Source organism: Peribacillus sp. FSL R5-0717 (assembly GCF_038002945.1).
In the GTDB taxonomy this organism is placed as follows: Bacteria; Bacillota; Bacilli; order Bacillales; family DSM-1321; genus Peribacillus; species Peribacillus frigoritolerans.
The window spans coordinates 398,949-413,659 of the sequence record NZ_JBBOOF010000001.1 but is presented as its reverse complement, the minus strand read 5'-3'; the positions used below and the strand labels follow the sequence as shown (position 1 = coordinate 413,659).

11 protein-coding genes are annotated in these 14,711 nt (G+C 41.9%); all 11 read left to right on the top strand.

Going from position 1 to position 14,711, the window contains the following annotated elements; all coding sequences use genetic code 11:
- Nucleotides 1-278: 278 nt before the first annotated feature.
- On the top strand, nt 279-1,367 hold the full coding sequence (gene proB, locus NYE65_RS01980) for a glutamate 5-kinase (RefSeq protein WP_340859672.1): 1,089 nt from the start codon (nt 279-281) through the stop codon (nt 1,365-1,367).
- 35 nt (nt 1,368-1,402) lie between these two features.
- Nucleotides 1,403-2,650 carry a glutamate-5-semialdehyde dehydrogenase gene (locus NYE65_RS01975; RefSeq protein WP_340859670.1) on the top strand — a complete coding sequence of 416 codons (1,248 nt, stop codon included), beginning with the start codon at nt 1,403-1,405 and terminating at the stop codon, nt 2,648-2,650.
- Nucleotides 2,651-2,730: 80 nt separating this feature from the next.
- A complete protein-coding gene (locus NYE65_RS01970; protein ID WP_340859668.1) occupies nt 2,731-3,165 on the top strand; it encodes a general stress protein in 435 nt (144 codons plus the stop codon).
- A 641-nt stretch (nt 3,166-3,806) separates the two neighbouring features.
- Complete coding sequence (locus NYE65_RS01965; RefSeq protein WP_340859667.1) at nt 3,807-5,741, top strand: sigma 54-interacting transcriptional regulator; 1,935 nt, start codon at nt 3,807-3,809, stop codon at nt 5,739-5,741.
- A gap of 186 nt (nt 5,742-5,927) precedes the next feature.
- Nucleotides 5,928-6,902, top strand: coding sequence for a hydroxyacid dehydrogenase (locus NYE65_RS01960; protein ID WP_340859665.1), 975 nt, complete (start codon nt 5,928-5,930; stop codon nt 6,900-6,902).
- Between the two features lie 86 nt (nt 6,903-6,988).
- The gene (locus NYE65_RS01955; protein WP_268591143.1) at nt 6,989-7,180 is read left to right on the top strand and encodes a DUF3311 domain-containing protein; all 192 of its coding nucleotides are present in this window, start codon (nt 6,989-6,991) and stop codon (nt 7,178-7,180) included.
- Nucleotides 7,180-8,676 (top strand): sodium:solute symporter family protein, encoded by a 1,497-nt coding sequence (locus tag NYE65_RS01950; protein ID WP_340859663.1) that lies wholly within the window; start codon nt 7,180-7,182, stop codon nt 8,674-8,676. Before NYE65_RS01955 ends, NYE65_RS01950 begins: the two co-directional genes overlap by 1 nt.
- Before the next feature lie 79 nt (nt 8,677-8,755).
- Nucleotides 8,756-10,420, top strand: coding sequence for a thiamine pyrophosphate-dependent enzyme (locus NYE65_RS01945; protein WP_340859662.1), 1,665 nt, complete (start codon nt 8,756-8,758; stop codon nt 10,418-10,420).
- A gap of 51 nt (nt 10,421-10,471) precedes the next feature.
- A complete protein-coding gene (locus NYE65_RS01940; protein ID WP_340859661.1) occupies nt 10,472-11,653 on the top strand; it encodes a Glu/Leu/Phe/Val family dehydrogenase in 1,182 nt (393 codons plus the stop codon).
- A 58-nt stretch (nt 11,654-11,711) separates the two neighbouring features.
- A complete protein-coding gene (locus NYE65_RS01935) occupies nt 11,712-13,142 on the top strand; it encodes an amino acid permease (RefSeq protein WP_340859660.1) in 1,431 nt (476 codons plus the stop codon).
- Between the two features lie 114 nt (nt 13,143-13,256).
- On the top strand, nt 13,257-14,699 hold the full coding sequence (locus NYE65_RS01930) for an aldehyde dehydrogenase family protein (protein ID WP_340859659.1): 1,443 nt from the start codon (nt 13,257-13,259) through the stop codon (nt 14,697-14,699).
- Nucleotides 14,700-14,711 lie beyond the last annotated feature (12 nt).

Genomic DNA, 14,711 nt, shown 5'->3' with positions numbered 1-14,711 from the left:
TTAAAACAATGAACGTTGAGAGAAGATTAGTATGCGAGAATCACTGTGACAGAGAGCGGAGTCATTTGCTGGAAGGCCCGCGACAGGAATGCGCTGAACCTGCTTCTTGAGTCCTATGCAAAACATAGGCGCAAATCCTGGCGTTATCAGGCAAAGTGGAATGCATGAATTTGCATTCAATGAAGGTGGTACCACGGAGAGCAGCCCTTTTCGTCCTTATTTCGAGGATGAAAAGGGCTTTTTTTCATGTCTTAGATATTTATTGGAGGAAGTAATCGATGGAAAAGAAACGCATCGTTGTAAAGATAGGAAGTAGTTCTTTGACCAACACACAAGGTGAAATCGACCAGAATAAATTTTCCGATCATATCCAGGCAGTGGCAGCTTTAAGGAAAGCCGGACATGAAGTTGTCCTTGTTTCATCAGGTGCTGTAGCGACAGGTTTTCGCAAGCTTGGCTACCCTACGCGACCTGTCACTCTCAAAGGAAAACAAGCTGCTGCAGCTGTAGGTCAAAGCCTATTGATTCAATCGTATATGGAAGAATTGGGTCATTTTGGAATCGTTCCGGCGCAGATTTTATTAACAAGGAAAGATTTCTCGAAAAAAGATCGATATAAAAATGCATATGCCACATTGATGGAATTGCTTGAACGCGGCATCCTTCCGATCATAAATGAAAATGATACAGTATCGGTCGAGGAGTTGACTTTTGGTGATAATGATATGCTATCCGCCTTGGTAAGCGGGTTAGTCCACGCCACGAACTTGATCATATTAACGGACATTAATGGGCTCTATGATTCCAATCCACAGACAAATCCAGGGGCGAAACGATTTGATAAATTATCAAAAGTTACGGATGATTTATTGCAAATGGCAGAAGGTGCAGGATCTAATGTGGGAACCGGTGGGATGAAATCGAAGCTGATTGCAGCGCAAACGGCATTGTCACTAGGGGTGAAAGTATTCATCGGATCTGGTTTGGGGAGTGATAAACTTCTAACTATCCTTGAAGGCAATGGTGATGGCACATATATAGGGAATGAAGACATGGCGATGGTAACGAAAAACAAACAATGGATATCCCTTCATTCAAAAGTATCCGGGAAAATTTTCGTTGATGAAGGTGCCGAAAGGGCCTTAGTTTCAAATGGAAGCAGTCTGCTGCCAGCTGGAATTTATGAAATTAAAGGAGTCTTCAATAAGGGTGATGTTGTCGAAGTCTTTGGTGCAAATGGGTTATTAGGGCGGGGTGAGGTCCTTTATTCCGACGAAGAATTAAAACAGGCGATGGGAAAGAGGACATCCGAGCTTATAATCACTTCCATAGAAGTTATTCATCGCGATAAATGGGTGAAAGCATAAAAAATCAATTTCAAGAAAAAAGGGGGAATTTAGAAATGAGTGAAGTGACGGCGAAAGGAAAGGCAGCCAAAAAAGCCAGTTATGAGCTAATCGGATTGAGTACGGAAAAGAAGAATGAGGCTCTTGGGAAAATTGCGAAACAACTTATTATCGATAAAGATTTTTTGATAAAGGAAAACCAAAAGGATCTGGAAGATGGCAGGAAAAAAGGTCTCAGCGAGTCTATCTTAGATCGAATTATGTTGAATGGTAACCGTATTGATGACATGGCAGCGGCCATTATGCTTTTAATCGATTTAAATGATCCGATTGGGGAACGATTGGAAACGATTGAAAAAGAGAATGGTTTATTGATTAAAAAACAACGGGTGCCTATCGGGGTAATCGGAATGATTTATGAAGCAAGGCCGAATGTGACCATCGATGCAGCTACATTATCCTTGAAAACGGGGAATGCTGTCATCTTAAGAGGCAGCTCGTCAGCCAAATACTCCAATATCGCACTAGTCTCTTCCATTCATAAAGCATTGGAGAATACGGAAATCCCTGTAGAAGCTGTTCAGTTGATCGAGGATACGAGTCGTGAAACCGCTAAGGAACTTTTTCATCTAAATGACTATTTAGATGTCTTGATTCCACGCGGCGGAAAGAACTTAATTGAAACGGTGATTAAGGAGTCCACTGTCCCCGTCCTTGAAACAGGAGCAGGCAATTGCCATATCTTCATCGATCAGACCGCAGATATCACGATGGTCGAGAAAATTGTCTTAAACGGTAAAACTCAGCGACCATCCGTATGCAATGCCATTGAAGGGCTTCTGATCCATGAAAAATGGTTTGAAGAAAATGGAGTGCGTATTCTGGAACTCCTGGACGAAAAGGGTATTGAATTATATGGAGATGAAGCGGTTTGCAGCTCCTTTCCGAGAGCGAAAACGGCTACGGAGGAAGATTGGTCAACTGAGTACCTGGCTTTAAAACTCAGCGTGAAAACTGTAAAAGGTGTATCCGATGCCATTGATCACATAAACCGATACGGTTCCAAGCATTCTGAAGCAATCCTAACGAGGGATGAACAAAATGCTTACGCATTTTTGAATAAAGTGGATGCCGCAGCCGTTTATCACAATGCTTCCACCCGTTTTACCGACGGCTTTGAATTCGGTTATGGCGCAGAAATCGGCATTTCCACTCAAAAGCTGCATGCACGCGGACCAATGGGTTTACCTGCCTTAACATCAAGCAAGTACTTCATATACGGCCAGGGGCAAATCCGGGAATAGATTTCATTTCTTTCATGGAAGGTTATTAAAGCTCAATTAAGGGTATTGTACAATACATTACTTTTAAAGGAGCAGATACCATGGACAAGAGGTTTATAGCAATATATGATAATGAAAATGAAGCGACTTCAGCAGTCAAAAATTTAAAGGAACAAGGATATACATCAGATCAAATATCAATAGTGGCAAAAAACATCGATAAATTACCAACTGAAGCAGAGGAAGTCAGCCCGGCAAAAACTGATGGATTAGTAGCCGGGGCAGCAGCCGGCGGAGCTGTCGGATTGACAGGCCTGCTTATTGGAATGAGTGCATTGGCCGTACCAGGAATAGGTCCGATATTGGCAGCGGGTCCGATTTTCACCACATTTGGCGGAGCCGCAGCCGGGGCAGCATCGGGAGCAGGCGGATTGAGAAAGCCATTATTGGACATTGGACTGGAGGAAGCCGAAGTCGATCAATATCTAGAGGATATTAAGGCAGGGAAAATCCTTGTCATCGCCGATCCTTTTTAAGTTCGTAAGTAAAACCACCTTGAATGAACAGACTAATGATGTTTGAGAACTAAACTCCATAAAAACTCAAAATTAAACAGCTCTTATTTATTGATAAACCCCGTTCAGGATTCTTGAACGGGGTTAATCTGTTTGTAGGCTAATTTTATTGTCACTAACGATAAAATCAAAAGGAATTCCACATTTGTATGAAGAATAAAAGGAATATAGTCCTGTTAGCGTGAAAGGAAGGGGAATTATGGAAAGTTACGTAGATGGAAGCCGCCCTTTAAGAAATTAAAGAGGCATGATGAATTTCACCATAAGGATCATTATGATGATGTTAAAAATCGTTCTCTAGTTTTAAATGAGATGACTGAATGTCCATTCTTTTTGTAATAATTAATATCAATCGGAATCCTTAAAAACCCAGGATAACAGGGTTTTTTATTTTTCAAAATGAAGAATCTTAATAAAATGCAGAAATAACCTTAAGCGTACTTATGGCCATTACTTTTCTTATCGCGGCTTTAAATGAAAACTTTTGCGGCGTATTAGCTACCTTTATTATATCTCGTCCTTATTTGACCTGGGCTAGAATAACAGGTTGCCAGAGTTTACATCCAATAAGCCAAATTGATTTTACGCTGGAGGTGTGTATTTTGATAAAAATAAAACTCGTTGTTCCCCGAAAAGGGTATATTACGAATGCTTTTGAAAGATTTGAGGAGTTCAACAAGTTGGAAGAATCGGAAAACGGTGGTAACGTTTCAGTGAAGTTTGTTTTAGAGGAGGTAGTTGAGGATGCCGATAAGATTGGGAAGTTGAAGCTTGATGCCGATGTAATCATCTCAAGGGGGTTAATCACGAAACTATTAAAAGAATGCAATGAATCCATTCCTATCGTTGATATACCTGTGCAGGGCATTGACCTCATTCGTTCCCTGCATGATTGCAAGGCACGTTTCGGCAGTAAAAAAGTGGCCGTCATAGGAGCTTTGAATATGATTTATGGCGTGGAAAACCTTTCGGATATCGTCGATTTGCCAATTCAGTCCTATATATTAAATGATATCGAGTCCTCAGTCAGTTTAGTGGATTTAGCCGCCAGAGATGGCTGTGAGGTTGTGTTAAGTGGGTTAAGTACCTGTAAATATGCTGAAGAGATAGGGCTGGGGGCCATTCTGGTTGATACTGGAAAGGAATCATTTCGGCAGGCGTTGATTGAGGCGAAAAGGGTAGCTCTTGTCAGCAGAAGGGAACAGGAGAAGACCAAGCGTTACCAAACGATTCTTAATTATGCCTATGAAGGGGTTATTGCAATAGATTTAAAAGGACAAATATCCGTATTCAATACGGCCGCTCAGGAGATATTAGCCATTTCCAAGGGGAGCTTAATTGGAAATTCTGTATACGATATAATAAAGCCCGGAACATTTCGTAATATGCTTTTAAGCGACGATGAATACGAAAAAGATACGGTTGCTTACCAATCCATTCAATTATCGGTAAAAAAAGTCGGGATATTTCTAAAAGGTAAAAAAGTGGGGGATATGGTCGCCTTTCAAGATGTTACCCGCATTCAGGAGATGGAAGGGAAGTTCTTTAGAAAGCTTCATTCACGCGGACATGTGGCAAAGTACACATTTGATGATATATTGTATCGGAGTTCGGAAATCAAGAGGACGATTGAAACGGCTCAACGTTATAGTGAAGTGGATTCAAACATTCTTATAATTGGAGAAACTGGAACGGGCAAGGAAATATTCGCCCAAAGCATACATAATCATAGCAATCGGAAAAATAACCCATTTGTTGCCATTAATTGCGCAGCGCTTCCCGAAAATTTATTGGAAAGTGAGCTTTTCGGATATGCAGAAGGAGCTTTCACGGGAGCCATGAAAGGCGGAAAGCAAGGATTTTTTGAACTGGCTCATAGAGGTACGATTTTTTTGGATGAAATAGGAGAAATCTCCCCAAAAATGCAAAGCCGGCTGCTGCGTGTCCTGCAGGAGCGTGAAATCATGCGCATCGGTGATGATAAAGTAATCCCTGTTGATGTGAGAATAGTGTCGGCAACGAACAAAGACCTCATGCAAATGGTAAAGAGTAATGACTTTCGGGAGGATCTTTATTATCGCTTGAGCGTGCTGGACCTTGTATTGCCTCCGCTTCGGGAACGCAGAGAAGATATTCCGTTATTGGTGAATGCTTTTATTCGGAAAGGTCATTCGGAACAAAAACAAATCAAGATCACGGAAACTGCCATGAAAAAGCTGAGTGAAGGGAATTGGGAAGGGAATATTCGCCAATTGCAAAATTTTTGTGAGCGATTATGCGCTCTTTATAAGAACAAGTTAATTGATGTGTACGATATCGAAATGTATTTTCCGAATAAAAGTAATCAGAAAATACTTCTTTCGGAACAAAACGAAGAGATGGATATATCACCTGGGATACATTTATCCGAGCGTGAAAGAATTGTTCAAACGTTAATGAAGGTGAATTTTAACAAAGGAAAAGCTGCTTTTGAGTTAGGGATGAGTCGGACGACTTTATGGAGAAAAATGAAAAATTTGAATATCGAAACAAATTGAAACGGATTGAAACAAATTAATTCATTATGAAACAATTTGTTTACTTTATTTATCTCTTAATTTGAGAACGAATTGGCTTCTTTCTTGAATAAACGGATGTTTTTTATGTTGGCACAATAATTGTATATAAACAATGTAGTAGGAAAGGTTTTTCCTTCAAGGTTAACATGAAAGGTTGGTGGCAATGTGAGTCATTTAGTGTATATTCCTCAAGATATTGAGAAAGAGGGGAAAAGTTATTTAGTAGAAAAAGGCTTTAAGATTAAAGTAGGATCTGATTTGTCGCAAGAAATTCTAATGGAAGAAATCAAGGGTTGTGATGCAGTACTAACGAGATCAACGGCTGTAATAAATAGAGAAGTTATTACAGCAGCTGAAAACCTCAAAGTAATTGCCAAGTATGGAGTGGGCTTGGACAATATTGATATTGAAGCTGCTACAGAGCGTGGCATTTATGTAACAAATACCCCAGAGGCAAATGCGAATTCTGTAGCGGAACATGTAATGGCATTAATTTTATCTTTGTCCAAAAACTTAAGCTTGGCTGACAAAGAGCTGCGCAGCGGGAATTTTGCTATCCGTAATCAACTTTTTGGCATGGACTTGGAAGGCAAGACTTTGGGGATTATCGGACTGGGGAGAATCGGCAGAATACTGGCAAAAAAGGCATCCGAAGGCTTCGATATGAAAGTGATTGGCTACGACCCTTATGTTACAGCCAGCCCGAATTCTGAGCTGGAGATAGCAACAGATTTAGAATGGGTATTCAGAAACGCTGATGTTATTAGTCTGCATCTGCCGTTAACGAAAACAACAAAAGGAATAATAGGAAGCCGTGAGTTTTCCTGGATGAAAACTTCCTCCTTTTTTGTAAACGCTTCCAGGGGCGGTGTGGTGAAGGAAATTGATCTAGTAAACGCTTTGCAAGCAGGCCAGATTGCCGGTGCCGGAATAGACGTATTTGAAGTTGAACCTCCTGATCAATGGAATCCACTTTTTAAATTGGATAATGTGATTGTCAGTCCTCATAATGCCGCTTTGACGAAGGAAGGTTCCGTACGCATGGCTGTACATGCCGCAATGCAGGTGGAACAAGTTCTTTCTGGCGTGAAACCGAACTGGGCTGTAAATGAGCCTTTAACTAAAGGAGTGTCAATGTAATCATACAGAGATAATTATCTGTATTTTCTGATAAATGAGGTTTGAAAGATTCGAGTTTAGCATTTGTTGATAAGGATGGTGAACAAATGAAGAAAATAATCTATGTGATAAGTGCAATACCGGCACTTGGCTCGCTTGTGGTTATCAATCGAATTGAACCTTATGTGTTAGGGATGCCATTTGTTCTTTTTTGGGCCATATTATGGGTTTGTCTTACATCAGTTTTTTTGATAATCGCCAATAGACTTAATCCTGCAACCGAGGAGGAAGAAGACTGATGAATGAAGCCCTGCTCGTTATCCTTTTCTTTCTGGTTCTGTGTATTTGGTTAGGGCTTCAAGCTCGTAAAGGTAAAAATATGAGTTTGGAACAATGGGCCATTGGCGGAAGAGGCTTCGGCAGCTTTTTGCTCTTCTTTTTGATAGCAGGTGAAATGTTTACGACGTATACGTTTTTGGGGGCGAGCGGCGGAGCTTATCGATCTGGTATGCCTCCTGCCTTATACGCTTTTAATTGCTTCTATTTTGTAATCGCCTATTGGCTGTTGCCGCCTATTTGGAGATATGCAAAAAAAAATAATGTCATTTCTCAATCTGATTTTTATGACAAAAAGTACAACAGTCCGGCTTTAGGTGTTCTTGTGGCGGTAATTAGCGTCATTTCAATTATTCCATATCTGATCATGCAGTTGAAAGGGTTAGGAATTATCGTATCGGAAACCTCCTATGGTTCCATATCTCCAAATGTGGCTATAGTTGTTGGGGTAATTGCAATCACAATTTATGTAACGGCTTCAGGGATGCATGGAGTGGCGTGGACCGCGGTCATTAAAGATATCATGATTCTGACAGTTGTCGTCTTTATGGGGATTTATTTTCCACTTCATTATTACGGTGGTATACAGCCGATGTTTGAAGCAATCGATACAGCAAAACAAGGATTTTTGATTTTCCCGGAACAAGGTTTGAGTATCTCTTGGTTTATTTCAGCTACGATCATGACAGCATTGGCATTCTACATGTTTCCTCATATGTTAGCGGGAGTGTTCTCTGCAAAAAGTCCGAAATCACTTCGTTGGAATGCTGGGGTTATGCCAATTTATCAAATAATCATCATTTTTTCGTTATTTATTGGTTTTTCTGCGATTCTCCAAGTTCCGAATTTACAGGGAGCAGAAGCAGATTTAGCTTTATTTAAAATGGCGAAGATGTCATTTGATCCCTGGTTTGTAGGAGTTATTGGAGCTTCAGGGGCAATGGCCGCCCTTATTCCCAGTTCACTCGTGTTGACGGCTACGGCCACGATACTTTCAAAAAATGTATATAAGGTATGGAAGCCGAATACATCGGATGACCAGCTACAAAGATTGAGCAGGATGTTAGTACCTGTCATTTCTATAGTGACTCTATATTTTACGTTCAATGGCGGGGAGTCGATTTTTACCTTGTATCTTATGGCATATAGCTTCATGGCACAGTTGTTTCCAGCACTATTTTTCAGTTTGTGGAAAAAGAATCCTGTCACGGTTCAAGGAGCATTTGCCGGCATGATCGTTGGAATTCTAATTATTGTATACTCGACTACATCAGGTACGACACTTGCTACATTATTTCCATCTCTGCCGCAAGCCATACAAGATCTTGATGTAGGGTTAGCTGTATTATTCATCAACATCGCAGTGACTTTAGGAGTGAGTGCCGTTACTAGAAAAACTTCACCTGGGATGAAAGAAGATATTAAACAGGCTTCAGGAATGGAAAAGCTTGTTAAATGACAGTGGGAATCAGTCCAATATTCATATAATCATAGATTAATAGAATAAAAACACGTTTTCGAAAGCGGGAGGCTTGATTATGAAAGTCAGTGGAGGAAGAGCAGTCGTAGAAGTAATGGCTAAAGAAGGGGTAAAAAAAGCTTTTTGTGTACCAGGTGAAAGTTATCTTAGTGTAATGGATGCACTATACCAACATCCTGAAATAGAACTTATTTCCGCAAGGCATGAAGGAGGTGCCTCTTTTATGGCGGAAGGGTATGCCAAGGGTTCAGGAGAGGTGGGAGTCTGTATGGCAACGCGTGGAGTTGGTGCTACAAACTTAGCTATCGGCATTCATACTGCTGCTCAGGATTCAACCCCTTTGATTGCGCTTATTGGCCAAGTCGAACGCCCGTTTAAAGAAAAGGAAGCATTCCAGGAAGTGAATTTGACGGGTTTTTTCAGTCATTTATGTAAATGGACGGTAGAGATCGATCGTGTGGAAAGAATCCCGGAATTATTGCAACGGGCTTTCCATATTGCGAGATCGGGGCGTCCGGGCCCTGTATTAGTGGCTTTGCCGCATGACATGTTGGAAGACGAGGCAGAGTTGAACATGAACCCTTCATATCGCTCGCTTCCTCCTCAACCACATATGGAAGATGTGAAGCAGGCTATGGATACGATACGAAACGCGGAGCGCCCCGTATTGATTGCTGGCGGAGGTGTGATTCATGCTAAGGCCAACAGGTTGCTTGTACAGTTTGCGGAGGCAATGACACTTCCTGTCGTTACAGCTTTCCGTCGGTTTGACGCGTTTCCGAACTCACATCCTTGTTATGCAGGGTGGCTTGGATTTGGGACACCTCAATATTTACTTGATGCAATCCGGGATGCAGATGTAGTTTTGGCATTAGGGACACGATTCTCTCAAGTAGGAACACAAGATTACACCTTGCTTTCTAAAAATTCAAAGCTGATCCATGTGGATATTTGTCCCGATATTTTTGGTAAAGTGTATGCTCCTTCTCTTGCCATTGAAGCGGATGCCAAGAGCTTTTTGGAACAAGCACTGCAAGCGCCAGAATCAGGATCTTTTATTTCAGGCGAAGATCATCTGAAAGAATTGCACGATAAATATATGGAATTTTCTGAACCGAAGGCCGATTACACAGAGGATTACGTGGATATGGACGGATTGATGCATGATCTGGCTGTCTGTCTGCCGAAGGATACCATCATTACAAATGATGCAGGCAACTTTTTTGGATGGCTATCAAGATATTATCGTTTTGAACAAGAAAACACATACGTGGGGCCAACGTCGGGTGCAATGGGATATGGACTGCCTGCTGCTATTGGGGCAAAACTGGCGCAGCCTCACAAACATGTTGTTTCTATTTCGGGGGATGGTGGCTTCATGATGACTCTCCAAGAGATTGAAACCGCTGTAAGGTATAAAATTCCGACCATATCAATTGTTGTGAACAACAATATTTACGGAACAATTCGAGCACATCAAGAAAGGCATTTTCCAAACCGGGCCGTTGGAACTGACTTATCTAATCCTGATTTTGCTGGATTGGCCCGCTTATTTGGGGCACATGGTGAAAAGGTTGAAAAAAATATTGATTTTGCGCCAGCGCTGCAACGGGCGATTGCTTCAGGGTTGCCGTCTGTAATAGAAGTTGCAGTCAATCCAAAGATTCTTTCTGTAGGCCAGGACAAGAAGGAAGTATACGAAAAGTTAGTGTCTAATAATTAACTTTGGAAGTTAGCAGGACCCAATAAAAGGCATGTAAGGGAGGTATCATAGTTGTTAAAACCATATATAGTTGTTGAATGGAATGATACGGAAACAGATGCTAAAGGCTGGCTGGTTGTCCATAACTTTGTAAAAGGATACACAGGTGGCGGTACAAGAATGCACCCAACGGTTACAAGAGAAGAGGTCGAAAGGCTGGCCGAGGCGATGGCTTATAAGTATGTAGCCTGTGAGTCTGAGACGACTGGCGGTTGTAAAGCGGGCATTGCCTATGATTATAAAGCGCCAGACGCATATGCAGTGTTAAGAAGATTTCTGATTGCGATGATGCCTTATATAGATATAGGGGTATCGTTAGGCAGTGATTTAGGTACCAAATATGAAGATGTACTCAAAATATTTAATGAATTTGGCATTGATATCCCCTTAACGAAATCAATGAAGCAGAATCCGAATGTTCTGCAAGGGATAAAAGATTTCGATGAACTGTTGACGACAAAAATCGACGGGTTGTTTTTAAACGATGTCGTAACAGGCTATGGCGTGGCTTTCTCCGCAGATGAGGCATGGAAATTTAAAGGCGGAAAAGGTGGAGCAAGAGTCGTCATTCAAGGATTCGGCTGTGTAGGGGCAAGCTGTGCATTGAAAATGTTCCAGTTAGGTTATAAAGTTGTGGGAATTTCCGATGCAGCCCTTTTGGTTACATGTGACGAAGGATTGGATGTCCAAAAGCTTATTGATCATAAAAATATGTACGGGGAAATGGATAAAGCCTTTTTTGAACCGCATTATGATGTAAGGCCAAACACGGAATGGCTCGACATAGATTGCGACATTTTAATTCCGTCCGCACTGGAGGATGTCATCCACATATCCAATGCCAAAAGCGTTAAAGCGAGCTTGATTGTGGAGGCGGCAAACATTCCCCTTTCTCCCGAGGGAGACGAAATCATAAGACAGAGAGGTATTGATGTTGTCAATGATTTCGTTGCCAACCTGGGGGCGATAAGATTTTATGATGCGGTTATTTTCGGACTGATTAAACCAAATCCACAAGCTGTCGTCGATGATATAGAAAAACTATGCAGGAAAAATACGTATCATTTGTTTACTCAAGCAAAAAAACAAAAAAAATATCAAAGAGAAGTAGCTTATGAAATATTTAAACCGACAATCAGCGACCCTCCGGAATATGCAGTGCCTTCCGAAGCGTTATCGGGGAACTCTCGTTAACTTGTGTTAATCATGAAAGTGTTCAGGCAGTTTATCAATCAGGAACGGGGGGGAATTCATGCAAACAGAAGATGAAAATCAGCCAAAAGAATTACAGCGTTCAATGAAGAGCAGACATTTATTCATGCTCTCCTTAGGTGGGGTAATTGGAACAGGTCTTTTCCTGGGATCAGGATATGCAATCGGTGAAGCTGGACCCTTAGGAGCGATTGTTGCCTATTTGGTCGGTGGTTTATTAATGTACTTGGCGATGATTTGTCTCGGTGAATTATCGGTAGTGATGCCGGTATCCGGTTCCTTTCAGGTCCATGCAACGAAATTTATTGGTCCCGCCACTGGATTTGTCATTGGCTGGATTTACTGGCTAAGCTGGGCTCTTTACGTAGGCCTGGAATTTGTAGCGGCCGGTTTGCTCATGACCAGATGGTTTCCCGATATACCAGTATGGATATGGTGTGTGATATTTACGGTCCTTTTATTCACTATAAATGCATTAACTACGCGAAGTTTTGCAGAGACCGAGTATTGGTTCTCCGGGATTAAAGTGCTTGCCGTCATTCTCTTCATAATTATCGGTGCAGCAGCGATGTTTGGATTGATTCATATGGAGGATGCACACCCTGCCCCGTTCCTTTCCAATTTTATAGGAGATGGACTATTCCCTACAGGGTTCACGGGTGTTTTTATATCGATGATGACAGTCGTATATGCTTTCCAGGGATCGGAAATCATGGGTGTTGCAGCAGGAGAAACGGAAAACCCGCAAAAAAGCATTCCGAGAGCGATTCGAAACATCGTAATACGTGTGCTGCTTTTCTATGTACTGGCAATCTTTGTTCTATCGGCCATCGTTCCTTGGAAAGAAGTTGGGGTACTGGAAAGTCCATTTGTTACCGTGTTTGAAATGGTAGGCATTCCTTATGCAGCAGACATTATGAATTTCGTAATTTTGACGGCGGTCCTCTCTGTAGGAAACACGGGTCTGTTTGCTTGTACCAGGATCCTTTTCTCTCTTTCTCAAAACGGTATGGCACATTCTTCATTTGGAAAGCTCAATCGTCGCGGTGTACCTATGAACGCCTTACTAGTCACCATGGTCTTTGCCTTGCTGTCGCTGCTTACTAGTGTAGTAGCGGAAGAAACGTTATTCGTTGTGCTGCTTTCCATAAGCGGGGTTGGAGGAGTGCTTACTTGGATGGCGATTGCGTTCGCACAGTACAGATTCCGCAAGCAGTATATCAGAGCAGGCGGAAAGGTTGAAAATCTGAAGTTTAGAGTACCTTTTTTCCCGTTTGCCCCGATTCTCTGCATCATTATGTGTCTAGGTATTTTCGTGTTCACCGCTTATGATCCGACACAGCGAACTTCGTTGTATTGGGGATTGGGCTTCGTCGTTGCTTGCTATATATTTTACTATTTCAGATATGCGCGAAGGAACGTCGAGGTGCCAGCCTTAAAAACTGAACAGACCAATGATTTTATTCAATAGTGATTATTATATCAAGATATAAGAAAACGGTCGTTTAAGATTCATTTAGAAGTGCAGTTAAAAGCAAAACCTATAACTTAGAGAAGTAGAATAATAGAATACGGAGGAAATAGTATGCGTTACTTAAATTATATTAATGGAAAATGGAAAGAACCCACTACAGGGGAGTATAGAGAAAATCTTAGTCCCCATGATGGTGAAAATTTAGGAGAATTTCCATCTAGTGCGGCGGCTGATTTACATGATGCAGTGGCAGCCGCAAAAAGTTCATTCCCTTTATGGAAAAAACTTTCGTTTCAGCAACGGGCTTCATATTTGCAAAAAGCAGCTGATATTTTGAAAAAGAATATGCAGGAAGTAGGTCAAGATTTGATAAAGGAAGAAGGAAAAACATTCTTGGAAGGGATGGGGGAAGCCAATCGGGCTGCCAGCATACTTGAATATTATGCTGCTGAAGCTCGGCAGCCACTCGGGGAAGTAATTCCTTCAGCCAATGCCAATACATTTTTATATACTACCCGCACGCCGCTCGGTCCGGTGGGTTTGATTACACCATGGAACTTTCCTATCGCCATCCCTGTATGGAAATTGGCGCCGGCCCTGATTTACGGGAATACAGTCGTGATTAAACCGGCTGATCTTACACCTAAGTCTGTCCATCATGTGATAAAAGCCTTTGATGAAGCGGGTCTTCCGCCTGGTGTCATCAATTGTGTATTCGGAAGGGGTTCCGTCATTGGTGCTGCATTAGTGGAACATCCTGATGTGAAGGCTATATCTTTTACGGGCTCGAATCAAATAGGTCAGCAAATTCAAAAACAAGCCATTGAGCATGGAAAGAAAGTGCAAGCGGAAATGGGAGGGAAAAACCCGCTTGTCGTCCTCGCCGATGCTGATCTTGAAAAAGCAGTGGAAATAGCGATTGGCGGAGCTTTTAAATCCACAGGGCAAAAATGCACAGCCACTAGCCGGGTGATTGTGGAGGAAGGAATTTATGAAGTATTCCGGGAACGGCTTGTCGCACGTACGAAAGAATTAAAAGTGGGCGACCCGCTCAACGAAGAAACATATATAGGTCCGGCTGTATCTAAATCACAACGCGATGGCGTGCTTGAAATGATCGATGTTGGAAAATCAGAAGCTACACTTTTATGCGGAGGAGAGATCCCGGCAGGAGCGGAATTGGCGAATGGTTTTTATGTCAAGCCGGCAATCTTTGAAAATGTTCCTCAACATGCCCGCATTGCGCGTGAAGAAATCTTTGGACCAGTCATTGCCCTTTTTAAGGCCGGAAATTATGAGGAAGCAGTTAAGATGGCGAATGATACAGAGTATGGATTGAGCGCAGCCATTTGTACGAATAATTTAACTTCGGCTCAACGGTTTATTGAAGATGTTGAAGTGGGTCTTGTTCATGTCAATTCGGAAACGGCAGGAACCGAACCGCAAATGCCATTTGGCGGATGTAAAAGTTCAAGCGCAGGCAGCCGTGAACAAGGGAAGAGTGCCGTTGAATTCTATACAGAAGTCAAGACAGTCTATATGGATCGGATATAACTAAAATAGAAT